The sequence below is a fragment of the Nocardia sp. NPDC058176 genome (assembly GCF_042883805.1).
In the GTDB taxonomy this organism is placed as follows: Bacteria; Actinomycetota; Actinomycetes; order Mycobacteriales; family Mycobacteriaceae; genus Nocardia.
Genome location: NZ_JBHVVA010000001.1, coordinates 296,719 through 320,780, shown reverse-complemented (window position 1 = coordinate 320,780; position 24,062 = coordinate 296,719). Strand labels below are relative to the sequence as shown.

The following is a 24,062-nucleotide window of genomic DNA, read 5'->3' as shown; positions in this document are numbered from 1 at the left end:
CAGTATCACCTTCTAGCGTCACCGTTGGACCACGGACTTCAGATACTGTCGCCACAGCACGAACGCCGTTACACCCACCGAGTTCGAGGAACTCGCCGACACCCCGGCGACGGCAGGCGTCGCCGGGCGCGAACATCATGACGGGGACTGGTAGCAGTTGTTGCGAAAGGCCTACGCGCCCATCGGCGCTTGCGGGCGAAATCGCTGCACAGCTAGACCGGCGTGTCCGAGGTGGCGGTTGTCTCGTCATTCTGTCCGGACGCCGAAGGGCGGAGCCCGGCGAGTATGAGCGTGGTGACGCGATCGGCGACATCGGGTGTGTGGATCTGCGCGGCCTGGCAAGCGACGATGATCGCCTTGACCTCTCGGACGGTCAGGTCGGCGCGTGCGGTTCCAGACTGTTTTGCCGCGGCAAGGAGCTCACCCAGCAGTCCCATGAATCGGGCCTCTGCCTCGGGAGCGAGGGTGTAGATATCGATCCCGTCCCCCGCGATCGTCTGGGCCAGTCCCAGATCCCTGGCGCCCCAATGCAATGCCATCGCGCGAATGAACTCCGACAGCGCGTGCCCCGGGTCGCCGTCGTCGAGCAGGTTGCGCCCGGCTGTGACGATCTGCTTCAGGCGATGGTCGATAACGGCGCCGAACAGAGCGTTCTTGGTGGGGAAGTGACGGTAGACGGTGCCCGCACCGACTCCGGCGCGGCGCGCGATCTCATCGATGGGGACTGACAGCCCCTCGGCGGCAAAGCTCTGGTACGCGGTCTCGAGAACCGCTTCCCGGTTGTGTATCGCGTCCGCGCGCAGCGGCCTCGGGTTGCCTGTCAACTGCATCACCTCCCACACGCCCTGGCAAACGGGGCGTGCGTTCCGTATAGTCGAAATTAAGCGGAGTGGACGTTCCGCTTATCGCATTCTACCGAGGAGGCCCTCATGGCGAAATGGACCACTGCCGACATCCCCGACCAGACCGGACGCACGGCCGTCATCACCGGCGCGAACACCGGACTGGGGTTCGAAATGGCCGCCGCGCTCGCCGCCAAAGGCGCACACGTCGTACTGGCGGTGCGAAACCTGGACAAAGGCAAGGCCGCAGCGGACCGGATCATCTCCATGGCGCCCAACGCGACTGTGGCGCTCCAGCAACTCGATCTGGGATCGCTGGCCGGGATACGGGCAGCCGCTGCCGAGATCAAGTCGGCCTATCCGCGTATCGATCTGCTGATCAACAACGCCGGGGTGATGTACACCTCCAAGCAGACCACTTCCGACGGTTTCGAGTTGCAGTTCGGCACCAATCACCTCGGGCATTTCGCCCTGACCGGGTTGCTGCTCGACGCACTCCTGCCCGTTCCGGATTCACGGGTGGTCACCGTCAGCAGCATCGGGCACCGCATCCGTGCGGGAATCCACTTCGACGACCTGAACCTCGAGCACGACTACGACCGCGTTGCGGCATACGGCCAGTCCAAGCTGTCCAACATACTGTTCACCTATGAACTCCAGCGCCGCTTGGCGGCAGCTGGCGAGAGCACGATCGCGGTGGCGGCCCACCCCGGCAATTCAGCCACCGAACTGGGCCGCCACCTGTCCGCCGTGGCGGAGGTCGTCGCGATGAGGCTGCTCTCCCAATCGGCCGCGATGGGCGCGTTGCCGACCCTACGTGCGGCTACCGATCCCGAGACAGCGGGCGGGCAGTATTACGGCCCCCGCGGGCTCGGAGGTGGACGCGGCTACCCGGCGCTCGCCTCGTCGAGCAAGCAGTCCCACGACCCCGAATTGGCACGGCGGTTGTGGGAGGTCTCCGAAGAACTGACCGGCGTCACCTACTCCATCGACTGAGCGATTCGTCCGCACACCACAGAAAGACAACCCGATGCGCATCATCGTCTTCGGCGCAACCGGCATGGTCGGCCAGGGAGTACTGGAAGCCTGCCTGCTCGACGACTCCGTCACCGATGTGCTGGCCATCGGTCGCTCCGCCACGGGCCGTGCCCACCCGAAACTGCGCGAGATCCGCCACGACGACTTCACCGACCTCACCGCGATCGAGGACCAATTACCGGGCTACGACGTCTGCTTCTTCAGCCTGGGTACCTCCGCGGTGGGAGTGAGCGAAGCCAACTACCGCATCGTCACCTACGACTACGCCCTGACTGCGGCGCGGGCGCTGCTGGACGCCAACCCCGACCTGGCCTTCTGCTTCGTCTCCGGTGCCGGAACTGACAGCACGGGAAAATCCCGCATGATGTGGGCGCGAGTCAAGGGCGAGACCGAGAACGCGCTACTCGCCCTGTCCGAGCGGACCTACATGTTCCGGCCGGCGTTCATCGTTCCCCTGCCCGGGACCCGGGCCAAGACCAAATCCTACGCCGCGTTCTATTGGGTGCTGACACCGCTGTACCCACTTTTGCGGCGAATCATTCCGGAGCATGTCACGACCAGTTCGAGGTTGGGACAGGCCATGTTAGTTGTCGCCCAGACCGGTGCCCGAGAGCGGGTTCTGGACACCGTCGGTATCAACAGCGCCGCAAGTTCCCGAAACCAGGCATCATAACGAGTCGAGGCCGCGGCTCGACAGCTGCGCGCACTGGGAGCGGCTCGCTCCGCACACGGCAAACGCGCACTTCTCGGCGGCCGAGCGGAGCGCGCGGGCTCTTCGTCGTCTACGGAGATCGGGTCAGCGTGACAGGGGACCCGGTCCAGCACGAAAATGGCCGGTTCGACATGGAAATCATGTCGAACCGGCCATTTGTGGTGGTCCCAGCTGGTTTCGAACCAGCGACCTTCCGCGTGTGAGGCGGACGCTCTCCCGCTGAGCTATGGGACCGAACACTGTGCCGAGGGGCTTGGGAGAGCCTCTCGGACGAGATGGAACATTAGCATGGGGGACCCGGGGGATGCCAAATCGCCTTGTGAAGGGGAGGTTCGGCGTCTTTGGCGGTTCTGTGGAGGTGATCGTTGGCGCCTTCTGGTGGACCACTGGGCGACATACATGTTTTGATGCGCATATCTAAGTTAGATGATGTCTTGTTGTTGGCGCGGCGGTCGACATCGTGGTCGGCGCCCAACCCATGGATGACACCCGTGTAATTCGTATTCGACCCCATCTACCAGGCGATTTGTAGGTTGCACCGAACGTCGGCTAATGTTCTGTCTCGCACCACGGAGGACAGCGAAGCCGCAAGGCGGAGGGCCTCCGGAAGTGTGAATGCGGATGTAGCGCAGTGGTAGCGCATCACCTTGCCAAGGTGAGGGTCGCGGGTTCGAATCCCGTCATCCGCTCGAGAGGTAGGTTAGGCAATATGCCATCCTCCTTTGCGCGGTGGAGTGGCCGAGTGGTGAGGCAACGGCCTGCAAAGCCGTGCACACGGGTTCGATTCCCGTCTCCACCTCGCGCGATTAGCTCAGCGGGAGAGCGCTTCCCTGACACGGAAGAGGTCACTGGTTCAATCCCAGTATCGCGCACCACCGTAGTACCAAGTCAGGCCCCCTTTCGAGGGGGCCTGACTTGTTTGCGTGGTCAGTGCAGTTCGAGGACTGCCTTGCCGTGTAGTCGGCGTTCGCGCAGCGCGGTCGCGGCTTCGGCGACGTCGGACCAGTTCCCTCGCCAGGCGATCTGTGGATCGAGAACGCCCGCGGTGACCTGCTCGGCGAGCCAGGTCAGGTCGGGGGCGAGGTCGCGGCAGGACAGCAGGAAGAAGGTGACGATCGAACGGTCGTGCCTGCCCGCGTCACCGAAGAAGGTGCCGAAGGGGAACTGTTCGGCCGCACCCGAGGCGTGCCCGACCGAGACGAGGGTGCCCGCCTCGGCGAGTGTGTCGAATGCCGTGACCAGCTGCGGACCGCCGACCAGGTCGATCACCCCGTCCACGCGAACGTCCAGCTCCGCCGGATCGGCGACCACGCGTCCCGCGCCCAGCGCCCGCAAGCCGGCGCCGTGGCGGTCGGGATCGGCGGTCACGGCGACGACCTCGGCGCCACCGAGTCGCGCGAGCTGGACCGCGTAGCGGCCGACACCGCCGGTGGCGCCGGTGACGAGGACTCGCCTGCCGAGCAAGGGCCCGATCCGGTGCAGTGCGCGCAACGCCGACGCGGCGGCCACCGGAATCGTGCTGAGCGCGGCGAGATCGGCGCCGGCGGGGGCGACGCCGAGGAGATCGGTGTCGACGGCACGCCACTGCGCCCACGCCCCGGCAGCGCCGAGGGTGACGACCGGCGTGCCCACCGCGGGACCCGTTCCGTCCGCGGCGGCCCGCTCGACGACACCGGCGGCATCCCAACCGAGCACCGTTCCCGCCTCCGCTTCCGGGACCAAGTGGACGACCTCCCCCGCGTTCAACGACGTCGCCGTGACACGCACCAGCGCCTGGTGCGGGGCGGGCTCGGGGTCCGGCGCGGAACCGAGACGGAGCCCGCCGGAAACGGAATGGTCGACGACCAACGCGCGCATAGCAGTTCAGCCTTTCTCGAGGGAGCACGGCGATCCGGCCGCACCGTTCCGAAAGTGCCACTGAGTGGCATTTGCTGTCAAGTGGCGATAGGAAGGTCCGCTCGCTAGGCTGGCGAGCATGGCCGACGTCGGGACCGAGCACCTGCCCCTGCGCGAGCGCAAGAAACTGCGCACCCGCCAGGCGCTGATCGACACGGCCCTCGACCTGTTCACCGAGCGGGGTTTCGACGCGGTGACCCTCGACGAGCTGTGCGAGACGGTCGAAGTCTCCAAGCGCACGTTCTTCCGCACGTTCACCGGCAAGGAAGACGTCGCCATGGCGCCGCTGCAGGACGTGTGGCTGGCGTTTCTCGCGGAAGTGGGCGCCCCGGCGCGCGAGGCCGGGCTGATGACGCTGCTCGAAGACGCCCTGCTGGCAGCCGTCGAGCGCATTGCCGTCGGCGATTGGCCACGCCGGGCGGCGTCGAGCTATCGACTGTCCCGGACCACCACCTCGATGGCCGCGCACAATCTGCAGTTCTGCGATCAGACCAGCCGCGCCGCGGTCACGCTGCTACACGGCGTCGTCGAACTCGACGACCCCGCCGACCTGCGCCCGCACCTGGCCGTCGACATCCTGGTCGCCGCCTTCCACCGGGCGATGGACACCTGGACCGCAAGCGATCACCTCGAACCGGCAGATCTCGCGGCCGACCTGCGCCGAGCCTTCGCCGCGGTCCCGGACACGCTGTCGATGACCGTGCGGCCACGGCGCGACACCGCCTGAGCCGTTCGCCCTGTAACCCAGGTCACTCCCGGCACGGATCGGCCAGGGCCTCCCCTAGGATCGGCACTCGGCGTCACCGGGTGGGTGCAGTGGCGCGGAACCGTCGGCAAGGAGAGGCGAGCAGTTGAGGCAGATCCTGTTGTCGGCGGGGATCGCGCTGTTGATCACCATCACGCTCACGCCGGTGCTGATCCGGGTGTTCGCGCGGCGCGGGTTCGGCCAGGAGATCCGGGTAGACGGGCCTGCGAGCCATCACGCCAAGCGCGGGACGCCGACGATGGGCGGGCTCGCGATCGGGGCCGGGGTGTGGGCCGGGTATCTGGGTTCGCATCTGATCGGATTGCTGTGGGACGCACCGGGTCCCAGCGCCTCCGGAATCCTGGTGCTGCTGCTGGCCTCGGCGCTGGGTGTGGTCGGCTTCCTCGACGACTCGATCAAGCTGCGCAAGCATCGCAATCTCGGGCTGACCGCGGCGGGCAAGTATCTGGGGCAGATCGCCGCCGCGGTCGTGTTCGCGGTGCTGGTGCTGCGCTTCCCGGGCGCCACCGGGCTGACGCCGGCCAGCCGCAACCTCTCCTATGTGCGCGACATCAGCACGATCACCTTCGGGTCACTGATCTTCGTGGCGTTCGTGTGCCTGCTCGTGGTGGCCTGGTCGAACGCGGTGAACATCACCGACGGCCTCGACGGGCTGGCGGCGGGGTCGATGAGCCTCACACTGGGCGCCTACGTGGTGATCACGCTGTGGCAGTACGACAACTCCTGCGAGATCAGCCCGGGACGCGCCTGCTACACCGTGCGCGACCCGCTCGACCTGGCCATGGTCAGCGCCGCCGGTGCGGCCGCCTGCGTCGGCTTCCTGTGGTGGAATGCCGCGCCCGCCAAGATCTTCATGGGCGACACCGGCTCGCTCGGGCTCGGCGGCCTGCTGGCCGGGCTGTCCATCACCAGCCACACCGAACTGCTCGCGGTGGTGCTCGGCGCGCTGTTCGTCGCCGAGATCAGCTCGGTGGTGCTGCAGATCGTGGTCTTCCGCACCACGCACACCCGGCTGTTCCGGATGGCGCCGTTCCATCACCACTTCGAACTCAACAACTGGCCGGAGACGACGGTGATCATCCGGTTCTGGGTATTGGCGGGCATCGCCTCGGCGACGGGGCTGTGCCTGTTCTACAGCGAGTACCTGACCGCGCTGTGACGCGGATCTGTCGGGGTTCCCCGCTACGCTGACCCGACCGAGCCAGGGAGGTCGCACAGTGAATGCCGGGAGCGAGATCGTCATGCAGCCGGGCCACGACATCGCCGCCGACGTCTCCTTCGAACTCGAAGAGCTCGACGAGCTGGTCGCCGAACTACTGGCCGACCATGCCGAGCACTCGGCGCGCGACGCGCGGATCGTCGCGCTGCGCCTCGGCATCGGCGGGCAGCGACCGGAAACCCTCACCCGGATAGGGGCCCGCTACGACCTGGCCCGCGACCGGGTCCGCCAGCTCCACACCAAGGCGATCGGGCGGATCGTGCGCGAGGCCGCCCGGTCCGGGCACCGGTCGGCGGCGGTGTTCGGGCATCGGTATCCCCTCGGAACGGGCGATCTGCGCCTGGTGCGAGCGCTGCTGACCGAGACCTATGCCACCGACACCGATCTGGTGGCGATGGAGTGGTCGTATCTGAAGCTGCGGCTGGCCGGGCACGAGCAGGCCGACGCCAAGCGCGTCGCAGGGTACGTGATGCAGCGAATCCTGGGCTGGCAGAAGAAGACCGCCGCCATCCTCGCCAAACTGCACGTGCCCGACGAGGCCGACGATCTCGACGCGCTGCTGGCCGACATCGAATGGTCGACCGGCACGACAGCCCCGCTGCCCACCGCCTCGGCCCGGGTGGCCGACGGCGACGACGACGGCCGCGGCCGGTTCTACCTGGCCAAGGTCGGGCGCGATATCGCCTACGACTCCGCGCTGATGGCCCGCTTGCTGCGCAGTCTCGACGCCAGTCCGGCGGTGGCCGCGTTCCAGGAGGAGCCGACCGCACTCACCTACCAGTTCGCGGGCGAGGATCACGTGCACTATCCGGCGGTCGCCGCGCAGCTCGCCGACGGCCGGATCGTGCTGATCGATGTGGTTCCGCTGGGCCGGATCGCCTTCCAGCACACCCGGGTACAGACCGAACTCGCCCGCGCCCACGCGCGGGCGCACGGGTGGGGCTGGCTGGCCTGGACCGGCAGCGCGCTCGGCCCCGCTCAGCTGGTGCGCCGACCGGTCGACGCGACGATCGAGGCGCGCATCACCGACGAACTGGCCCAGGGACCCTACGACCGCCCCGCGCTGGCTGCCGTCCGTGCCGAAACCGGCCTGGATCTGCTCGATCTGGCCGGGCTCGTGCTGCGCAACGACTGGCAGTGGGAGCGAACGCCGATGCGGCTCAGCGCATCACCATCGCGCCGGTCATGACGGTGAGCACGAGCAGCATCGCGCAGCAGGTCAGCCACTGCCACTGATTCAGGGTGCGATCCATCCGGCCGATCGTCGCGCGCAGGCCCGCCGCGATCCGCTGCTGGGCGACGAGCTCGCTGCGCAGCCCGGCCGTGGTGATGGCCTCGGCGTCGGCGTGCACGCCGGCCCGGTCGATCCGATGATGCAGACGCGAGACCAGCTTCTGCTTCTCGCGCACGGTCTGGCGTGACACCGCCAGCTCGACCCGCTGATCGCGCAACTCCTTGCGCTGATGCTCGATCATCGCCGCCTGCGCCGCGGTGTGTCGTTCCCAGGTGCCCACCTCGGCCCACCCTCCTGTTGTCAGATCCACGTGACCCCACGCGATCTCGTCGTTCACCCACCCGTGGAGGAGGTCACGCAATTCCCAGTTCGCCTGCGTCGGCGCGGCGAAACCGGTGCTGCCCGCGGTGACCATGCCCTGGTCGACGCGGTAGTCCGCGGCCGCGGGCGCGAAATCGGCGACCCCGACCGCGGGCACGAGCGGAACCCAATAGCCCTGCGGGCACACCCAGAGGACATCGTCGATGCCCGCGGCCTGCAGCCGTTTCCGGTGCGCGCGGGCCGAAGTGATGTCGAGCGGGCCGCTGCGGACCTCGACCACACAGCGGCGGTCGCCGCGCCGCCAGTAGATGTCGACCGGGATGTCGTCGACGCGCGCGCCCACCTCGGCCTCGTCGGCACCGGCCGCGATGAGCCTGCCGCTGATCCAGTGCGCGAGTCGCTGGGTATTCCATTGCGTCGCCACACAATCGGGGCAACCACAGCCGTAACCGGTTCGCTCCGTCGTCGCGCGACGGCCCCCCTCGGAGATGCCGAGTTCGTCGAGCAGCGCCCGCCGTCCGCACACCACCTGGGTGTCGCTTCGCCGCTTCGTCCTCACACCATCACTCCCTCACCCGGGGCCGCGGCGTGTGCCCGCGCCCACGTCCCGGACTCCAGGTTCCCGCAGCCGCCGAATGGCCGCCAGCCCCCTTGACCCGCGCTCGGGTGCGTCACCGAGCGGTGATCGAGATCACAAACGCGACTCACCTTGTATATCAAGGTATTTCATTGCGCCAACGTCGCACGATGACGCCAAGATCTTGATCATTTCGATACACAGACCGGGCCTGTTGCCCGTCCGATTTGCCCGAATTGCTCGAGCGTTCGGCGCGTCGCGGATCCGGGCGGAGGGCCATCGCCACTCCACGGCCACCGACGCCGGTGGATATGATCGCTGCGGCCGAGGCGGGCACGCTCGCCGACCACGGGAAGTAGGGTGTGCATGAACCACGCTGAGCACGACGAATCCATCGGGTCGATGCTGGCGAGTATCGCCGCGGCGTTGCGTGAGGTCAGCGAGAAGCTCGATATCGTCGCCGCGCGGGTCCAGCAGGAAGTCCCGACCTTCCCGGCCGACGACGATCTCCCCGACCAGACCCGGATCCGCCGCCTCGAGACCTGGGCATTCCATGCGTCACAGGACATTTCCCGGCTGAGCTCACGGCTCGACGCCCTCGACGGCGGGGACCCCGAGCAGCCGCCCTCCCGCGCGCGCGGCACGCGTAGTCGCCGGGAGGTGCGCGAGGCCGCCGAACGGGCCGCCGCGGAGCACGACGATGCCGCGGGAGCCGAATCCCCTACGCCCCACCGGTTCCACTCCGACGACAGCGCTCGGCCACCGCTGGAACGTCGCCAGTCCCCCATCCGCTCCACCGACCACCTCGGTGACCCGACCTGGCCGCTCACCGCCGCGCCGGTTCCGCGCACCACCGCGACGGTCGATCCGTTCGGCGGTGCGATCAATGGGCATGCGCCGGGTGGGCGTGAGGAGGTCGAGCCGTTCGGTGGTTTCGGCTCCCCGGTGCCCGGTACGAACGGGTCGGCGGGTCGCGATGTCGACGTGGCTACCGGTGAGATCGCGGTGTCGCGGCATGACACGCGCGCGGCGGGGACCAACGGAAGTGGGGGTTCGTCGGGTGCCGAGACCGTTGCGACCGTCGCGGGTAGTACCACTGTCGCAGGCGCAAGGGCGGCGACGAATGGCGCGAGTGCGACGAACGGTGTCGGCGGTGCCACGGTCACGGTGGGTGGCTCGCGAGCGAGCGGCGCATCCGCTCAGGCGGTCGGTGACGCTGCGTGGCTCAATGGTGAGGCGTCGGCAAGCGCCAATGGGGCCTCGACGCGACTCGACAGCCACGTGTCGACCTCGGGTGTCACCACCGCCTCATTCGCCGCGGAGGACGTGACAGCGTCGGCGAATACTCCGCCCCGACTGTCCGTCGGTGATACGGCCGCACACTCGGCCCGGAATACGGCGCCGGTATTGACCGACAATGCGGCCACACCGTTGGCTGGAGAAACCGCCTCGCGGTCAGGGAGTGCTCCGGCCCGACTGTCGAGCGGTCACCCGTCACCGCACTCGAGCGGAACCGCGACAACCCCGTCGGTCGACAATTCGACCGCGCCGCTGGTCGGCGAAACAACCGCGCGGTCGGGGAGCGCTCCGGCTCGACTGTCGGGAGGCAATCCGTCACCGCAATCGAGCGGCGCGGTCGAGGATTCGGCCGCGGTGTCGGTCGACGATTCGGCGATGCTCTCAGGTGGTCGCACGGTGACGGCCTCGATCGACGGCTCGACCGTGCCTTCGGTTGGCGATACGGGTGCGCTGCCGGGGAACGATTCCGGCCGACCGGCGGTCGGCCAGGTGGCCGCGTCCTCCGTCGGCTATTCGGCGCTGCCATCGATCGGCGACGCAGCCGCGCTGTCGGTTGACAGCTCGACCTCGCTCTCGGGCGGTGATACGGGTGCACTGCCGCTCGGCGGTGCTGATTCAGCCGGGAACAACGCCATCGCGCGACTGCACGGCGATGGCTCGTTCCCGGAGGCCGCGTCGACGGAGGGACAGGCTGCTGCTGTCCATGGGACCGGAATTGTCGATGATGCGCCGCGGCAGCGGTCGACGGCAGGTCGCGAGTGGGGTGGGCTGACTGATGACAGTGTGATCGAGGTCGTCGATTGGCAGGCCGGGCAGCGGACGTCGAGTAATGGGGTCGGGTTGTCCGGGGGCCGGGTCGGGGGGTCGGAGCGGGCTGTTTCGCTGTCGGCGCTGGGGCTCGATGGGGCGGGGTCTGTGACCGCGGGTCAGGCGGAGTCGTCGGCGGGTGAGTCGCTGCCGGGGAGTGCGGAGGTCGGCCGTGTGGTTCGTGGTGGGCAGGTGGTCGCTGACGGAGGTGGTGCGGAGGCGGATACCGGCGCCATGAACTCGCTGGCGGATCCTGCCGCCGCGACCTCGCAGCGGTCGGCCGGGAGTGGTGTCGAGCGGGCGCGGCCGGTCGGTCGGGCCGCTGCCGAAGACTCGGCGCCCCGGGCGACCAGCGGTGGTACTCCGGTCGAGGAATTCGGAACTTCGCCGTTCGGGTCTCGGGATGTGTTGTCCGGCAGTGCGATCGGTGACGTTCGCAGTGGTTCCGAAGTGCCGGAACGAACCGAACCCGACCCCCGGTCGGCAGGTCTCACCGCGGGTGACCACACCGGCGCCAACGGCTACACGGTCAATGGGTTCGACCACTCGGCTCCGATGACCGATCCCCCGGCGGGAAACACCGCCAACGGCATCCATTGGACATTCGCCGACGACACGACGGCCACCCTGCCCGCCCCGGTGCGGAACGGACACTCCCACAACGGATTCACCGCCGAGCCCGACCGCCGCCCCGACTCGATCTTCGACGAGTTCACGCCCCGGGACCGTCTGACCACCGGCGGCACCAACACCACCGCGCCCAGCGGCCCGCCTGCACGCCTCGCCCCGCCGAAGGATCACTCCGTGACGGGCCAGTCCACGTCGGCGGACCAGGATTCCTCTGCCTCCGCCCCAGGCTCCGCATCCGCCTTTGTGCCCGGCCCTGCCTCCTCATCCACCTTTGCGCCTGACTCTGCCTCCGCGCCGGGCTCTGATTTCACATCAGGCTCGGCCCCCACATCAGGCTCGGCCCCCACATCAGGCTCGGCCCCCACACGAGGCTCGGCCACTGCTCCAGGCTATGGCTCCGCTCCAGGCTATGGCTCTGACTCTGCCGCCCCTGGCTCTGCAACGGCTCCTGCCCATGCCTCTGCATCCACCCCAGGCTCTGGCTCCGCTGGCTCTGGCGCTGCCTCTGACTCTTCCGCTCCTGGCTCTGCGACGGCTCCTGCCTATGCCTCTGCTTCCACCCCAGGACCCGGCTCAGGCTCTGTGTCCGCTCCCGGCTCTGCTTCTGCCGCCACCCCTGGCTCTACCTCTGCACCGATTCCGGATCCGGTCGACCAGGCTGCCGCCGATCCGATTCCGCCCACCGCCACCGACGCGGCGGGGATCACCGTCACCGGCACCTACCGCGCTTTCGACATCGAACGCGCGCACGTGGACAAGCTCCAGGCGATGCTCGATGAACTGAAGCGTTCGGCTGGTCTCCCGCCGAGTCGCCACGATGTCTTCGGCCCGCCGACCACGGAGCCTGGCTGAGGCCAAGACTCCGCCCCTCCCCCGTCTTTCGCGACGGTTGGGTTCGGGGTGGACTTGTCGGCGCTGAGGGCTGCTTCGGGGTCAGCGACATCTGCTTCGCCGGGGATCGACGGCCTGGTTGACGGCCAGGCCAAGCCTGGACCGTTGATCACCAGGCTCTGGTGGCGGTCGCCACTCGGCCGATACTTACACCGGAGCCTGGTGATCAAGCGTCCGACATCGCGACGTCAGCCCTTGTGCGCCAACCACGCTCGGGTCGTCGCCCAGGTCTCGCCGGATCTCGGCCCGCGGTGGCTTCGTCCGCACCTCGCGAGTCGGCGGTCACACCGTCGCAAGCCCGCTCCGAGAAGCTCCGAGAAGCTCCGAGAAGCTCCGAGAAGCTCCGAGCGAGAGTTACTGGGTCGCTGCGCATTTCGCGTATCTAGCCCGAGGCGGACACGGCGACCAGGTCCTCTTCGGGGAGGGTCGGGGTGTCGCGGAGGACCGTGGTGATGAGGTCGCGGAGGGCGCGGTGGCCGGTGTCGGCGGTGTTGCGGGGGTGCCAGGCCATGGCGACGACGGGGGTGGGTAGCGGTAGGGGGATTTCGAAGGTTGCCAGGCCCAGGGCGGTTCGGGTGGGGCGCGAGAGTTGTTCGGGGGCGGGGCAGATCAGGTCGGTGGTGGCGACGGTGAACAGGGCGGTGGACAGGTCGGGGACCGTGGCCAGGACGCGGCGGGTGCGGCCGTGCAGGGCGAGGCGGTCGTCGATCGGGCCGTGGGTGCGGCCGGTGGCGGAGACCTCGAGGTGGTGGGCGCTGGCGTAGGCGGCGACGGTGGGGCGATCGGTGGCGAACGGGTGATCGGGGGCGGCGACGCCGATCCAGCGGTCGGCGAACAGGCGCTGCACCACCGTTTCCGGGTCGGTGCGGCCGATCGTGCCGACCTCGACGTCGACCCGGCCGTCGCGGAGGGCGGCGTCGGCGTCCTCGGCCGCCAGCAGCCGGATCGTGACGCCGGGCAGCTGGGAATTGACCGCCGCCAGCAGCGGTCCGGACAGCCGGGCCGCCACCGAATCCCCCACGCGGACAACGAAATCACGGTTACGCCCCGGTCCGTTGCCCTCACGGGCGGTCAGCAGCAAACGGCCCTGGTCGACCAGCGCGGCCACATCGTGGCGCAGTTCCAGCGCCCGCGGTGTCGGCACCAGCTGCCGTCCGGAGCGCACGAGCAGCGGGTCGTCGAGCACCTCGCGCAGGCGGGTGAGGGTGCGGCTCATCGCCGAGGTGGAGGTGTGCAGACGCCGGGCCGCCTCGGTGACGCTGTTGGTGTCGAGCAGCGCGTCGAGGGCGAGCAGCAGGTTCAGATCCAGCGCATCCACGCGAGGATTATCACCAACGCGAGGATCGCCGCCAAGCGTGGCGCCGACGGCGATCCGGCGTGTCGGCTACCTTTCGGTTACCGGTTCGGGCGCGGGGGCCGGAACGGCGGCGGGTGTGCGGTCACGCAGCACCCGGCGGTAGGAGGCGGGCCGCACCGGCCGCACCCATTGCGCCAGCCTGGACCGCAGCGGCAGCGGCGTGCCGAGGTCGTCGAGCATCTCGTCGATGTTGGCCAGCGAGAACGGGACCACCGAGGCGCCGTGCGCGTGGTTGCCCTCGCCGCGCTCGCGCGACCACGCCAGCCGCGCGTCGATCTCGTTGTTCATCAGCTCGGGCATCGGCGGCACGAACTCGCCGGTGAGCAGTCCGGCGATCCAGTGCGCGCCGATCTCGGAACTGAGCGCGCTCACGTTCGAGCTGTTGTAGCCGGCGAAGCTCAGATTGGGGACGTCCACCGGCAGGATGTGGCGGTAGAGCCGGAAATCGCCCACCTCGTCGGTGAGGGCGCGCCGGACGAACGGGGTGAGGAACGGCACCTCCTGCCGATATCCGGTGGCGCACACGACGATCTCGGCCAGTTTCAGGCTGCCGTCGGCCAGCCGGACGGCGGGTCCGTGCTTGCCGCCGATCAATTCGGTGATCTCGGTGTCGCGGTGCACGGTGATCCGGCCCGCCTCGACCTGTTCGGCGAAGCCCTCGGTGACCAGACCGGCGCTGCTGGTGGCGATCTCCTCGATCGGACCCGAGGGCACCAGGTCGAGTTCACGCAGCCGGAGTTTGCGCGTCACGCGCTCCTGCAGCAGGTCCAGATTGGCCTCCCGCAGCGCGAGCCGGTCGAGCAGGCGCTCGGCCCGGTGCGGGAAGCGGGAACGGAAATGCGCCTCGCCGGCGCGGGTGAGCAGTAGTCGCTCGTAATCGACGCCCCCGCCGAAGGCCCGCGGCATCTTCCAGGTGAGCCGGCGCGCGACCACGCTGGTCTCGTCGGCCAGGTGGCTGACGGCCTCGGCGACATCGCACGCGGACTTGCCGTAGCCGAGGACGACCACCGACCGGTCGCGCGCCTGCTCGACATCGTGGAACTCCGAGACGTGACACAGCCGCCCACCCGCGGCGCGGAAGGCCGCCGCACCGGGCAGATCGGGCACGACCGGATCGCTGAAGACGCCGTTGGCGACGATCAGGTGATCGCAGGAGGTGCGGTGCACGCCCATCGCGTCGCGGATCTCGAGCAGCCAGCCGCTGTCGACCGGGTCGGCCGCGACCACCTCGGTGCCCAGCCGCAGCATTCCGCCCAGGCCGAAGTGCTGCACGTATCCGGCCAGATAGGCCTGCATCTGCTGCCCGTCGGGCCAGCGCGGGTAGTCCTCCGGCATCGGGTGGTCGGTGAAGGGGGACGTGAACTTGCTGTTCTGTGCGCGCAGGCCGGGATAGCGGCGGGTGGCACTCCACACACCGCCCACGTCAGGGGCCCGGTCGAACACCTCGACCGGGAACCCCGCCTGACTCAACACCTTCGCGCAGGCCAAACCCGCAACTCCCGCACCGACGATCCCGATGCGGCTACTGCTCGTCATGGGCAGGAGAGTACTCGGCACCGCCGTCACGGTGCCACCGCCGCCGGATCGAAGCGTGCTGTACTGGAACTATGACCAACAGTTCCGTCGTCGTCGATCGGGCCGGGCTCTGGGACGCCGAGGCGCTCAGCGATGTCGCCGCCGCGACCTTTCCGCTGGCCTGCCCGCCGGAGGCCACCCAGGGCGACATCGAGATCTTCCTCGAGCAGATGCTCTCGGGGGACCGCTTCGGCGAATACCTCACCGATCCCGATCGCACGGTGCTCAAGGCGGTCGAGGGTGGCGAGATCGTCGGCTACGCGATGCTCGTCGCGGGCAGGCCGAGCGATCCCGAGGTCGCCGCGCAGGTCGGTCCGGGCGCGGTGGTCGAGCTGAGCAAGATGTACGTGCTGCCCGGTCATCACGGCAGTGGGGTGGCGAACGCGCTGATGGCGGCGGTGGTCGCGACCGCGCGGGAGGCGGGCGCCGGGGCGCTGTGGCTGGGTGTCAACCAGGCCAACGCACGCGCGCAGAAGTTCTACACCAAGCACGGTTTCGTGCGGGTGGGCACCAAGACCAACACCGTCGGCAACCAGGTGCACGACGATTTCGTGTTCGAGCGGCCGCTCAGCTGAGCAGGGACGAGCGCAGCGCGGTCAGTTCGGTCCCGGTCAGGCCGAGGCCGTCGCGCACGTAGCCGTCGAAGCTGCCGTAGGTCTGCTCGGCCTGGTCGAAGGCGGCGTCGAGCCAGCTCGCCTGGACGCCGTTGAGCGGGTCGCCCGGCGCGGCGTCGCGGTAGGTGTTGGACAGCAGGTAGTCGGCGGTGACGGTGGCCCGGTCGACACCGAGCAGGCTCAGCAGCACCGCCGAGGTCCAGCCGGTGCGGTCCTTGCCCGCGCTGCAGTGGTAGAGCACGGCGCCGTCGGCGGCGATGATGTCGCGCAGGACCGCCGCGAACGCCTCGTTCGCGCCGGGGGCGGTGATGAAGGCGCGGTACATGCCCTCCCCGCCGAACAGGGCACCGGCCAGGATCAGTGGCGGCGCCTGGCCGATGACGTCGTAGGCGTTCCCGGTCGCGCCCGCGGGCAGCTGGTCGGGGGCGAGGGACCGTTCGTAGCCGGTGCGCAGATCGTCGACCACGCGCACGCCGAGGGTGCTCAGCCGGGCCAGGTCCGCGGGTGTCGCCCGGTCCAGCGCGCCGGAGCGGAAGACCAGTCCGGTGCGCACCAAGCGGCCGTCGGTGGTGCGGTAACCGCCCGCGTCCCTGGCGTTCTGCACGCCCGACAGGCCCAGTGACCGGTCGGCGGTCGTCGTCTCGGCGTTCGGGGGTGCGGCGGCGGCAGTGCCGAGGACCGGCGTGAGCAGCACGGCCACTCCGGTCGCGGCGGCCAGACCGGCACGGACAGCACGGACACGGGTCACGCGGGACTCCTTCGGACGACGCCGGGGCACGAGCACGACAGGAACGTACCCCGCGAGGCCCGGTTACGCGGCGGCGGCCTCGAACCGCGACAGCGCGAGCAGACGCGAGATCGCGCGCAGGTACTTCTTGCGGTAGCCGCCGTCGAGCATCTCCTGGGAGAAGATCTCGTCGAGCTTGGCGCCGGAGACGGTCACCGGGATGCTGGCGTCGTAGAGGCGGTCGGCGAGCACGACGATGCGCAGGGCGACGGCCTGATCGGTCACCGGGTGCACGCCGGAGATGAACACCGAGGACACCCCGTTGATCAGCGCGCCGTACTTCGACGGGTGCAGCGTGCTCAGGTGCTTCAGCAGCGCGTCGTAGTCGTCGAGCGTGGAACCCGGTGTGGCAGCGGCCCGTTCGGCCAGCACGTCGGGCGAGGTGGGCTCGGGCGCGGGCGGCAGGTCGCGGTGGCGGTAGTCGGGACCGTCGACGCGCACCGGCGCGAAGATCGAGCCCAGCTTCTTGATCTCGCGCAGGAAATCCTGTGCGGCGAAACGGCCTTCGCCGAGCTGGCTGGGCAGGGTGTTGGAGGTCGCGGCGATCGAGACGCCCGCCGCCGACAGTTCGGTGAGCAGGCGCGAGACCATGGTGGTGTCGCCGGGATCGTCGAGTTCGAACTCGTCGATGCAGAGCAGACTGTTCGCCGAGAGCCGCTCGACGGCGTTGACGAACCCCAGCGCGCCGACCAGGTTGGTCAGCTCACCGAAGGTGCCGAACGACTTGGGCGCGGGCGCGCTGTGGAAGATCGAGGCCAGCAGGTGGGTCTTGCCGACACCGAAGCCGCCGTCGAGATACAGCCCGGCGCCCGAGACCGCCTTCTTCTTGCCGAACAGGCTCTTCTTCGACGCCGCCTTGTGGATTTTGTTGACCTGACCGGCGAATTCCTCGGCCTTGCCGACCGCGCCCGCCTGGCTCGGCTCCTTGGGGTCGGGAATGTAGGAGGCGAAGCTGACCTCGTCGAACATGGGCGGAGGCACCATCTGGGCGACGAGCTGGTCGGCCGGGACCTCCGGATGGCGATCGACGAGGCGTTCTTGCATGGACAAATCGTACGGACGTGGTTGCATCGGTTCCTATGCAGCGTATCCACAATGTGACCCAGCTCGCAGACCTCGACGACGACGCACTGGCCAGGAGCTACGCCTATCCCCGCCACCTCGACGGCCCGTGGGTGCGGGCGAACTTCGTCACCAGCGTCGACGGTGCGTTCACCGTGGACGGCGTGTCCGGCGGACTCGGCACCCCGGCCGATCACCGGGTGTTCACGGTGCTGCGGGAGCTGGCGGAGGTGATCGTCATCGGGGCGGGCACCGTCCGCGCGGAGAACTACGGTGGCGCGCACCCCGATCCGGACCGGCGGCGTACGCATTTCCAGCACGGCATCGGTGGCAGTGCCGACGGCGCGCCGCCGCCCGTCGCGGTCGTCACGGCCAGGGCGGCACTGGATCCGGCCGCGAAGTTCTTCACCGACGCCGAGGTGGCGCCGCTGATCATCACCACCACGCAGGCGCCGAAGGAGCAGATCGCGGCGCTCGAGGAGGCGGGCGCGGAGGTGGTGATCGCGGGCGAGGCCGCGATCACGGCGACCGCGCTGCTGCGGGTGTTCACCGAACGCGGTCTGCATCGGGTGCTGTGTGAAGGCGGACCGCACCTGTTCGGGCAGTTGGCCGAGGCCGGACTGGTCGACGAACTCTGTGTGACCACCGCGCCGTTGCTGGTCGGTGGTGCCGGTGGCCGAATCTCGCTGTCGGTACGGCAATTCGACACCGCGATGGCGCGCAAGCAGCTCCTGCTCGACGACGACGGGACCGTGCTGGCCCGCTGGGCCCGTCGATGAAACCTGACGCCGGACCTGGCAGTGTGTAGTCCATGCGCTTGACTCGGGCCGCGGTGGCGGCCGCGACACTGTCGATCATGCTCGCGGGCTGCGGGGCCGGTCCGTCCGATCGGCCTGCCGTCGCGGTCGAGCGGCCCGGCGGCGGGGGCGGCCAGACCGAGGCGCCCACGGTGACGGAGCCGGCGACGGCCGAGGTCCCCAAGACCGACCTGACCTGGCGCGACTGCACCGAGGCCACACTCAGCTCGCTCGACTTCGGCGATGCGCCCCAGGGCCTCGTCCTCGAGTGCGCCGATTTCTCGACCCCGATCGACACCGCGGGCACCGTGATCGGCACCTTCCGGGCGGGCGCGCTGCGGGCCCGGCTGCCGCAGACCCCCGCCGATGTGGCGCCGCTGGTCCTCACCTCCGGGTCGGATCGTTCCTCGGCCTCGACCCTGGCCGGGCTGTCGATCGGTCCCAACAGCGCGCTGCTGGCCGCGCAGCCGATCGTCGCGGTGGACCGCCGTGGCATCGGCGCCTCCCAGCCGATCGACTGCATTCCCGCCCAGCTGCGCGCGGTGATGACCGACCTGGGCCAGTTCGGTGTGGGCAGCGACGACCAGATCGGCGCCGTGGCCGAATACAGCCAGGACGCGACCATCGCCTGCCGCGATTTCCTGCAGCCCTACGAGAGCACCTTCGACGCGCCGCACGCCGCCGACGACATCGAGCAGCTGCGCAAGCAGTGGCAGGTCGACAAGATCAACGTGCTCGGCACCGGCAACGGCGCCAAGGTGGCCCTGAGCTACGCCCGCCGCTACGGCGACCACCTGGCCCGGCTGGTGCTCGACGCCCCCGAACCGGTCGGCGCCGACATGACCACCATGACCGAGGCGCGGATCACCGGTGCCGAGGCGGCGCTCACCGCGTTCGCGCAGCGCTGCAAGGCGGCGAACTGCGCGCTCGGACCCGATCCGCGCGCCACGATCACCGGGCTGATGGGCAAGGCGACCAGCGGCGACCTCGGCGACATCTCGGCCGCCGACCTGTCCACCGCGCTCACCGGATTCCTGTCCAGCCCGCGCGGGGATCAGGCGGGCCGGGTCACCGCGCTGGCCGACATCCTCGCCGCCGCCGATCGCGGTGATCGCGCGCCGCTGGCCGCGCTGGTGGTCCGCGAGACCGCGGCGATCAACTCCGACGGCGAGTTCGTGAACCGGTGCACCGACGGCCAGCAGCCGCCGACCCCGGACAAGGCGCGCGAGCTCGCCGAGACCTGGGCGGGCAAATATCCGGTATTCGGTCGCACGGCCGCGATCGGGCTGATGGTCTGCTCGGCGTGGCCGGTCTCCACCGCCACGCCGCTGCCGACCGAACTCGACCTGCCGGTGCTGGTGTTCGCCGGTGCCGCCGATCCGGTCGTCGGCGGGGCCGCCGCCTCGGTGACCGGGGCGCTCGGCTCGGCGGGCGCCCGGCACGCCACGATGACCTGGCAGGGCTGGGGACACCCGGTCGTCGCCCACTCCGGCTGTGCGCAGCAGGCGGTCAACGCCTACCTCGCGGAGGCGCGATTGCCCGCTGACGGCGGCGCCTGCCCGGCCTGATCCGGGCCGGAGAATCCCGGGTTTCGGCGCGTCAGACGGGTCCGGCGACACCATCGCAACCCGATCCGGTGTACCGTGCCCCAGTGTTGTTCCGACAGCTCGAGCCACGTACCGCTCGCACCACCGCAGATGTGATCAAGTTCGCACTGTGGCCATTCGCGATCATGACGGTGCTGAACCGCGTCTTCATCAAGGCGATCAACGGCTTCATCACCGACGACTACAAGCCGGTCTACAACGCCTCGTTCGAGTTCCTCAACGGCAGGCCGCTGTACACCGCCAACTTCTCGTCGGTCGACCCGCACTATCTCTATTACCCGAGCGGAACGCTGCTGATCGCGCCCGTGGCGATCATCGAATACGAGCTGTCGCGCTGGCTGTTCATCGGGCTGAACGCAGCCGCGATCGTGCTGGCCTGGTACCTGCTGCTCCGCCTGTTCAAGTTCGGTCTCGGCTCCATCGCCGCGCCCGCGCTGCTCCTGGCGATGTTCGCTTCCGAGACGGTGACCAACACGTTGGTCTTCACCAACGTCAACGGCTGCCTGCTGCTGGCCGAGCTGGTGTTCCTGCATCTGTTGCTGGCCCGGCGAGACCTCTGGGCCGGTGTGGCGCTCGGATTGAGCATCGCGGTGAAACCGACGTTGGTGCCGCTGCTATTGGTCGCGGCGGTTCGCGGCCAATGGAAGGTGTTCATCACCGCGTGTGGTGTGCCGTTGACACTCACGGCGATCGCCTGGCCGCTGTCGGCGGACCCGGAGAAGTTCTTCACCCGGGTGGTGCCGTATCTGGCCGAGACGCGCGACTACTTCAACAGTTCGCTCAGCGGCAACGGGCTCTACTACGGCTTGCCGCACTGGCTGATCCTGGTGGTCCAGGTGGTGATGATCGCGATTGTCGCGGTGACGCTGTGGCTGCTGTGGCGCTACTACCGCCACGACGATCTGTTCTTCGTCACCACGTTCTCCGGTGTGCTGCTCACCGCGTCGTTCCTGCTGCTCTCGCTGGGCCAGATGTACTACTCGATGATGCTGTTCCCGTTCCTGATGTCGGTGGTGCTGCGCAATTCGGTGCTGCGCAACTGGCCGGCCTGGCTGGCGATCTTCGGGTTCATGACCTACGACAAGTGGCTCTCGGACCGCTGGCAGAGCACCGGGCGCGCGCTCGAGTACCTGCGGGTGACCTTCGGCTGGGGACTGCTGCTCATCGTGGTGTTCTGTGTGCTGGGTGACCGGTATCTGGCCGCCCGCCGTGCGGGCAGGCTGCAGTTCGGCCTCGACCCCGCCTGGATGGCGAACGCGCCCGACTCCCGCGACGGTGCCGAGGACCCCGACAAGCCCGAGACGGCGCCGCCCGCCGCCAAGCATCGCGACGATCCGGTGGCCCCGGAAGAGCCCGCGGGCGAACGCGAGCCTGCCCTCAAATAGCGCTCGGCCGGTGGCGTGACGCGATGATCGCGGCGCGCTCCGGCCGAAACCATTAGCGTGGAGTGATGAGTTCCGATACTTCGTTGCCCACGCCGCGCATCCAGCTGACGCCGCAGCAGTGGCGGGCGAAACTGGATCCGCAGGAGTACGCCGTGCTCCGCGAGGCCGCCACCGAGCGCCCGTTCGTCGGCGAGTACACCGACACCAAGACCGAGGGCGTCTACACCTGTCGCGCCTGTGACGCCGAATTGTTCCGCAGCACCGAGAAGTTCGACTCGCACTGCGGCTGGCCCTCGTTCTTCGACCCCGCCGACTCCGACGCGGTGATCCTGCGCGCCGACAACACCCTCGGCATGCGCCGCGTCGAGGTGGTGTGCGCCAACTGCCACAGCCACCTCGGCCACGTCTTCGAGGGCGAGGGGTACCCCACGCCGACAGACCAGCGCTACTGCATCAACTCCATCGCCCTGCGGCTGCAGCCCGCCGCCGAATAGCACGAAGGCCCGGTCGGGTGACCGGGCCTTCGACTCACCACGCCGCTTACGGCAGGGCGGTGACCAGCTGTTCGACCTCCACGCGGGGACCGGTGAAGAACGGGGTCTCCTCGCGGACGTGCAGGCGGGCCTCGGTGGCGCGCAGGTCGCGCATGAGGTCGACGATGCGGTGCAGTTCCGGTGCCTCGAACGCCAGGATCCACTCGTAGTCGCCCAGTGCCATCGAGGTGACGGTGTTGGCCCGCACGTCCGCGTAGCCGCGGGCGGCCTTGCCGTGGTCGGCGAGCATCTTGCGCCGCTCCTCGTCGGGCAGCAGGTACCACTCGTAGGAGCGCACGAACGGGTAGACGCAGATGTAATCGCCCGCGTCCTCCCCGGCGAGGAAGGCCGGGATGTGGCTCTTGTTGAACTCGGCGGGCCGGTGCACCGCCACATTGCTCCAGACCGGCGCGCTGGCCTTGCCGAGTTCGGTGGTGCGGCGGAAGTCGGCGTAGGCGGCCTGCAGGTCCTCGACGCGCTCGGCGTGGGTCCAGATCATGAAATCGGCATCGGCGCGCAGGCCGGCCACGTCGTAGATCCCGCGCAGCACCACGCCCTTGTCGGCGAGTCCGTCGAAGAATGCCTGTGCTTCCTTGATCGCCTCGGTGCGATCCTCGCCGAGCACGCCCGGCTGGACCTGGAACACCGAGAACATCAGGTAGCGGATGGTGGAGTTGAGGGCCTGATAGTCGAGTCGCGCCATGGATCCATCGTGCCACTGCGGGGATTTCGGCCGCCGGGTGGGCGGGCGCTGTCGGCGCTCAGTCCTCGGGCGGCCGGTTCGCCCGCCACGGCGAGGCCTCGTCGTTGCCGAAGACCGAGGTGACTGTCGTCGCCTCGCCCGCGTGCAGTTCGACGGGACCGAGGTCGGGATCGAGGACGAGGGTGCGGAGCCGCTGTTCGTCGGTGGTGGTCACAGCGGGCGATCATGCATCATCGCTATCGTCGGCCGCCGGTGACACGCCGTGAAGCTGTCCAGCCCGGTGAACTCGCGTGACAGCGCCCAGAGGCGGGCGGCGGCTTCGGGGTCGACCGCCCAGGGTTTCACTCCCCCGACCAGCATGTCCTCGGTGGTCGCGGGTTCGGCGATATCGCAGTCCTGGCAGTAAGCACCGCCGAAGGCCTCGAGTTGTGGCGCGGTGGCGGCCCAGACTGCGGTGGCGGCACCCTGAGCCGGGGTCTTGAATCCGGCAGTGCGGCTGCCGTCTTCGCCGATCCAGCCCTGGGCGATCTGCTCCGCACGTGGGATGTTGCGTTGCAGCGGGGTGAGGATGCTGCCCGGGTGCACGGCGAAGGCCCGCACACCGAGGGTGGCGAGGTGGGTGGCGAACAGGGCGTTGGCGGTCTTGGATTGACCGTAGGCCTGCCAGCTGTCGTAGTCGTGCTCGAAATGCGTGTCGTCCCAGCGGATGTCGGACAGGAAGTGTCCCGACGAGGCCACCGACACCACCCGCGCTTCGGGTGTGAGTGCCGGTTGCAATCGGTTCACCAGGGCGAAGTGGCCCAGGTGGTTGATGGCGAAGTGTGCTTCCCAGCCGGGGCCGATCCGCTCGCGCGGGTAGGCCATGACGCCCGCGTTGGCGATGAGGATGTCGATCGTGCGGCCGGTGTCGAGGAATCGCTCGGCGAAGATCTGGATGCTGTTGGGGTCGGCCAGATCGAGTTCGGTCACTTCCGCGTTGCCGCGCAAGGCGTTTCGGGCCGTCTCCGGTCGGCGGGCCGGGACGATGACCTCGGCGCCGGCGCGCGCCATCGCCTCGGTGGCCGCCTTGCCGAGGCCGGAGTAGCCGCCGGTGATCAGGACGGTCCGGCCGGTGAGGTCGATGCCGTCGAGGACGTCGGTGGCGGTGCTGTGCGCTCCGAATTCGGAGCCGATCCGGTGCTGCTGTGTCATCGTCATGGCTGCGACCGTAGAAGCTAGAGTGCGATCTAGGTCAAGCTCTGGGCGGTGTGCGATGAACGGTCTCTCCATCGGTGATGTCGCGCGGGCGACCGGACTCGGTGTCCACGCCCTGCGGTATTTCGAACGCGAGGAACTCCTGCTGCGCCCCATCCCCCCGCACCTCCGGTGGGCAGCGGGTCTACGGCCCGGCGGATGTGGAGTGGTTACTGC

General features: G+C 69.1%; 21 protein-coding genes, 4 tRNA genes and 2 pseudogenes. 16 read left to right on the top strand and 11 right to left on the bottom strand.

Annotation, left to right across the window (positions count from 1 at the left end):
* Positions 1-212: 212 nt before the first annotated feature.
* On the bottom strand, positions 213-830 hold the full coding sequence (locus tag ACFVVM_RS01475) for a TetR/AcrR family transcriptional regulator (protein ID WP_387611810.1): 618 nt from the start codon (positions 828-830) through the stop codon (positions 213-215).
* Positions 831-929: 99 nt separating this feature from the next.
* Here ACFVVM_RS01475 and ACFVVM_RS01470 point away from each other — a divergent pair, with 99 nt between their 5' ends.
* Together ACFVVM_RS01470 and ACFVVM_RS01465 are read left to right on the top strand one after the other, a co-directional pair.
* The gene (locus tag ACFVVM_RS01470) at positions 930-1,838 is read left to right on the top strand and encodes an oxidoreductase (RefSeq protein ID WP_387611807.1); all 909 of its coding nucleotides are present in this window, start codon (positions 930-932) and stop codon (positions 1,836-1,838) included.
* A gap of 34 nt (positions 1,839-1,872) precedes the next feature.
* Entirely contained in the window at positions 1,873-2,553 is a 681-nt protein-coding gene (locus ACFVVM_RS01465; protein ID WP_387611805.1) for an epimerase, read from the top strand.
* A 198-nt stretch (positions 2,554-2,751) separates the two neighbouring features.
* Here the strand turns inward: ACFVVM_RS01465 and ACFVVM_RS01460 are convergent.
* Positions 2,752-2,826: transfer RNA gene (locus ACFVVM_RS01460), tRNA-Val, on the bottom strand.
* A 383-nt stretch (positions 2,827-3,209) separates the two neighbouring features.
* Here ACFVVM_RS01460 and ACFVVM_RS01455 point away from each other — a divergent pair.
* The 3 genes from ACFVVM_RS01455 to ACFVVM_RS01445 all read left to right on the top strand — a co-directional run bounded on the left by ACFVVM_RS01455 (position 3,210) and on the right by ACFVVM_RS01445 (position 3,467).
* Positions 3,210-3,281, top strand: a tRNA-Gly gene (locus ACFVVM_RS01455).
* A 39-nt stretch (positions 3,282-3,320) separates the two neighbouring features.
* Positions 3,321-3,391: transfer RNA gene (locus tag ACFVVM_RS01450), tRNA-Cys, on the top strand.
* Position 3,392: 1 nt separating this feature from the next.
* Positions 3,393-3,467 (top strand) — tRNA-Val (locus tag ACFVVM_RS01445).
* A gap of 52 nt (positions 3,468-3,519) precedes the next feature.
* Here the strand turns inward: ACFVVM_RS01445 and ACFVVM_RS01440 are convergent.
* Positions 3,520-4,449 carry a zinc-binding dehydrogenase gene (locus ACFVVM_RS01440; RefSeq protein ID WP_387611802.1) on the bottom strand — a complete coding sequence of 310 codons (930 nt, stop codon included), beginning with the start codon at positions 4,447-4,449 and terminating at the stop codon, positions 3,520-3,522.
* 118 nt (positions 4,450-4,567) lie between these two features.
* Between ACFVVM_RS01440 and ACFVVM_RS01435 the strand changes: the two genes are divergently transcribed.
* The 3 genes from ACFVVM_RS01435 (at position 4,568) to ACFVVM_RS01425 (ending at position 7,662) form a co-directional block, all read left to right on the top strand.
* Complete coding sequence (locus ACFVVM_RS01435; RefSeq protein ID WP_387611800.1) at positions 4,568-5,215, top strand: TetR/AcrR family transcriptional regulator; 648 nt, start codon at positions 4,568-4,570, stop codon at positions 5,213-5,215.
* Between the two features lie 124 nt (positions 5,216-5,339).
* Complete coding sequence (gene mraY, locus ACFVVM_RS01430; RefSeq protein ID WP_387611797.1) at positions 5,340-6,413, top strand: phospho-N-acetylmuramoyl-pentapeptide-transferase; 1,074 nt, start codon at positions 5,340-5,342, stop codon at positions 6,411-6,413.
* A gap of 58 nt (positions 6,414-6,471) precedes the next feature.
* Positions 6,472-7,662 carry a sigma factor-like helix-turn-helix DNA-binding protein gene (locus ACFVVM_RS01425; protein ID WP_387611795.1) on the top strand — a complete coding sequence of 397 codons (1,191 nt, stop codon included), beginning with the start codon at positions 6,472-6,474 and terminating at the stop codon, positions 7,660-7,662.
* Here ACFVVM_RS01425 and ACFVVM_RS01420 read toward each other — a convergent pair.
* Positions 7,634-8,587 carry a hypothetical protein gene (locus ACFVVM_RS01420; RefSeq protein ID WP_387611792.1) on the bottom strand — a complete coding sequence of 318 codons (954 nt, stop codon included), beginning with the start codon at positions 8,585-8,587 and terminating at the stop codon, positions 7,634-7,636. The two genes, ACFVVM_RS01425 and ACFVVM_RS01420, sit on opposite strands and share 29 nt — an antisense overlap.
* 384 nt (positions 8,588-8,971) lie before the next feature.
* On the opposite strand from ACFVVM_RS01420, the gene ACFVVM_RS01415 reads away from it, so the two are divergent.
* Positions 8,972-12,193 (top strand): beta strand repeat-containing protein, encoded by a 3,222-nt coding sequence (locus tag ACFVVM_RS01415; RefSeq protein WP_387611789.1) that lies wholly within the window; start codon positions 8,972-8,974, stop codon positions 12,191-12,193.
* Positions 12,194-12,614: 421 nt separating this feature from the next.
* Here the strand turns inward: ACFVVM_RS01415 and ACFVVM_RS01410 are convergent, their stop codons facing one another.
* Both ACFVVM_RS01410 and ACFVVM_RS01405 read right to left on the bottom strand, forming a co-directional pair.
* Entirely contained in the window at positions 12,615-13,550 is a 936-nt protein-coding gene (locus ACFVVM_RS01410; RefSeq protein WP_387611787.1) for a LysR family transcriptional regulator, read from the bottom strand.
* 66 nt (positions 13,551-13,616) lie between these two features.
* A complete protein-coding gene (locus tag ACFVVM_RS01405; protein WP_387611784.1) occupies positions 13,617-15,125 on the bottom strand; it encodes a flavin-containing monooxygenase in 1,509 nt (502 codons plus the stop codon).
* 71 nt (positions 15,126-15,196) lie between these two features.
* Between ACFVVM_RS01405 and ACFVVM_RS01400 the strand changes: the two genes are divergently transcribed.
* Positions 15,197-15,739: a GNAT family N-acetyltransferase gene (locus tag ACFVVM_RS01400; protein WP_387611781.1), complete on the top strand. Its 543-nt coding sequence runs from the start codon at positions 15,197-15,199 to the stop codon at positions 15,737-15,739.
* Here the strand turns inward: ACFVVM_RS01400 and ACFVVM_RS01395 are convergent.
* Positions 15,732-16,526 carry a tyrosine-protein phosphatase gene (locus ACFVVM_RS01395; protein ID WP_387611778.1) on the bottom strand — a complete coding sequence of 265 codons (795 nt, stop codon included), beginning with the start codon at positions 16,524-16,526 and terminating at the stop codon, positions 15,732-15,734. The two genes, ACFVVM_RS01400 and ACFVVM_RS01395, sit on opposite strands and share 8 nt — an antisense overlap.
* Before the next feature lie 63 nt (positions 16,527-16,589).
* The gene (gene zapE, locus ACFVVM_RS01390) at positions 16,590-17,609 is read right to left on the bottom strand and encodes a cell division protein ZapE (protein WP_387611775.1); all 1,020 of its coding nucleotides are present in this window, start codon (positions 17,607-17,609) and stop codon (positions 16,590-16,592) included.
* 35 nt (positions 17,610-17,644) lie between these two features.
* Here zapE and ACFVVM_RS01385 point away from each other — a divergent pair, with 35 nt between their 5' ends.
* From ACFVVM_RS01385 to msrB, 4 genes are all read left to right on the top strand, one after another.
* Complete coding sequence (locus ACFVVM_RS01385; RefSeq protein WP_387611772.1) at positions 17,645-18,406, top strand: pyrimidine reductase family protein; 762 nt, start codon at positions 17,645-17,647, stop codon at positions 18,404-18,406.
* A gap of 32 nt (positions 18,407-18,438) precedes the next feature.
* On the top strand, positions 18,439-19,992 hold the full coding sequence (locus ACFVVM_RS01380; RefSeq protein ID WP_387611769.1) for an alpha/beta hydrolase: 1,554 nt from the start codon (positions 18,439-18,441) through the stop codon (positions 19,990-19,992).
* An 83-nt stretch (positions 19,993-20,075) separates the two neighbouring features.
* Positions 20,076-21,416, top strand: a complete 1,341-nt coding sequence (locus ACFVVM_RS01375) for a glycosyltransferase family 87 protein (protein WP_387611766.1) — start codon at positions 20,076-20,078, stop codon at positions 21,414-21,416.
* Between the two features lie 65 nt (positions 21,417-21,481).
* Entirely contained in the window at positions 21,482-21,910 is a 429-nt protein-coding gene (gene msrB, locus ACFVVM_RS01370; protein ID WP_387611763.1) for a peptide-methionine (R)-S-oxide reductase MsrB, read from the top strand.
* Positions 21,911-21,956: 46 nt separating this feature from the next.
* On the opposite strand, the gene hemQ is transcribed toward msrB, so the two are convergent.
* The 3 genes from hemQ to ACFVVM_RS01355 are packed head-to-tail and all read right to left on the bottom strand — an operon-like array spanning position 21,957 to position 23,849.
* Positions 21,957-22,652 carry a hydrogen peroxide-dependent heme synthase gene (hemQ, locus tag ACFVVM_RS01365; RefSeq protein ID WP_387611761.1) on the bottom strand — a complete coding sequence of 232 codons (696 nt, stop codon included), beginning with the start codon at positions 22,650-22,652 and terminating at the stop codon, positions 21,957-21,959.
* 58 nt (positions 22,653-22,710) lie between these two features.
* Positions 22,711-22,866: a hypothetical protein gene (locus ACFVVM_RS01360; protein WP_387611759.1), complete on the bottom strand. Its 156-nt coding sequence runs from the start codon at positions 22,864-22,866 to the stop codon at positions 22,711-22,713.
* Positions 22,863-23,849, bottom strand: coding sequence for an oxidoreductase (locus ACFVVM_RS01355; protein ID WP_387611757.1), 987 nt, complete (start codon positions 23,847-23,849; stop codon positions 22,863-22,865). Before ACFVVM_RS01355 ends, ACFVVM_RS01360 begins: the two co-directional genes overlap by 4 nt.
* On the opposite strand from ACFVVM_RS01355, the pseudogene ACFVVM_RS01350 reads away from it, so the two are divergent.
* Positions 23,773-23,964, top strand: a pseudogene (locus tag ACFVVM_RS01350) (hypothetical protein); the annotation flags it as partial. The gene ACFVVM_RS01355 and the pseudogene ACFVVM_RS01350 overlap by 77 nt on opposite strands.
* Positions 23,927-24,061: pseudogene (locus ACFVVM_RS01345) on the top strand (hypothetical protein); the annotation flags it as partial. The pseudogenes ACFVVM_RS01350 and ACFVVM_RS01345, both read left to right, overlap by 38 nt.
* Position 24,062 lies beyond the last annotated feature (1 nt).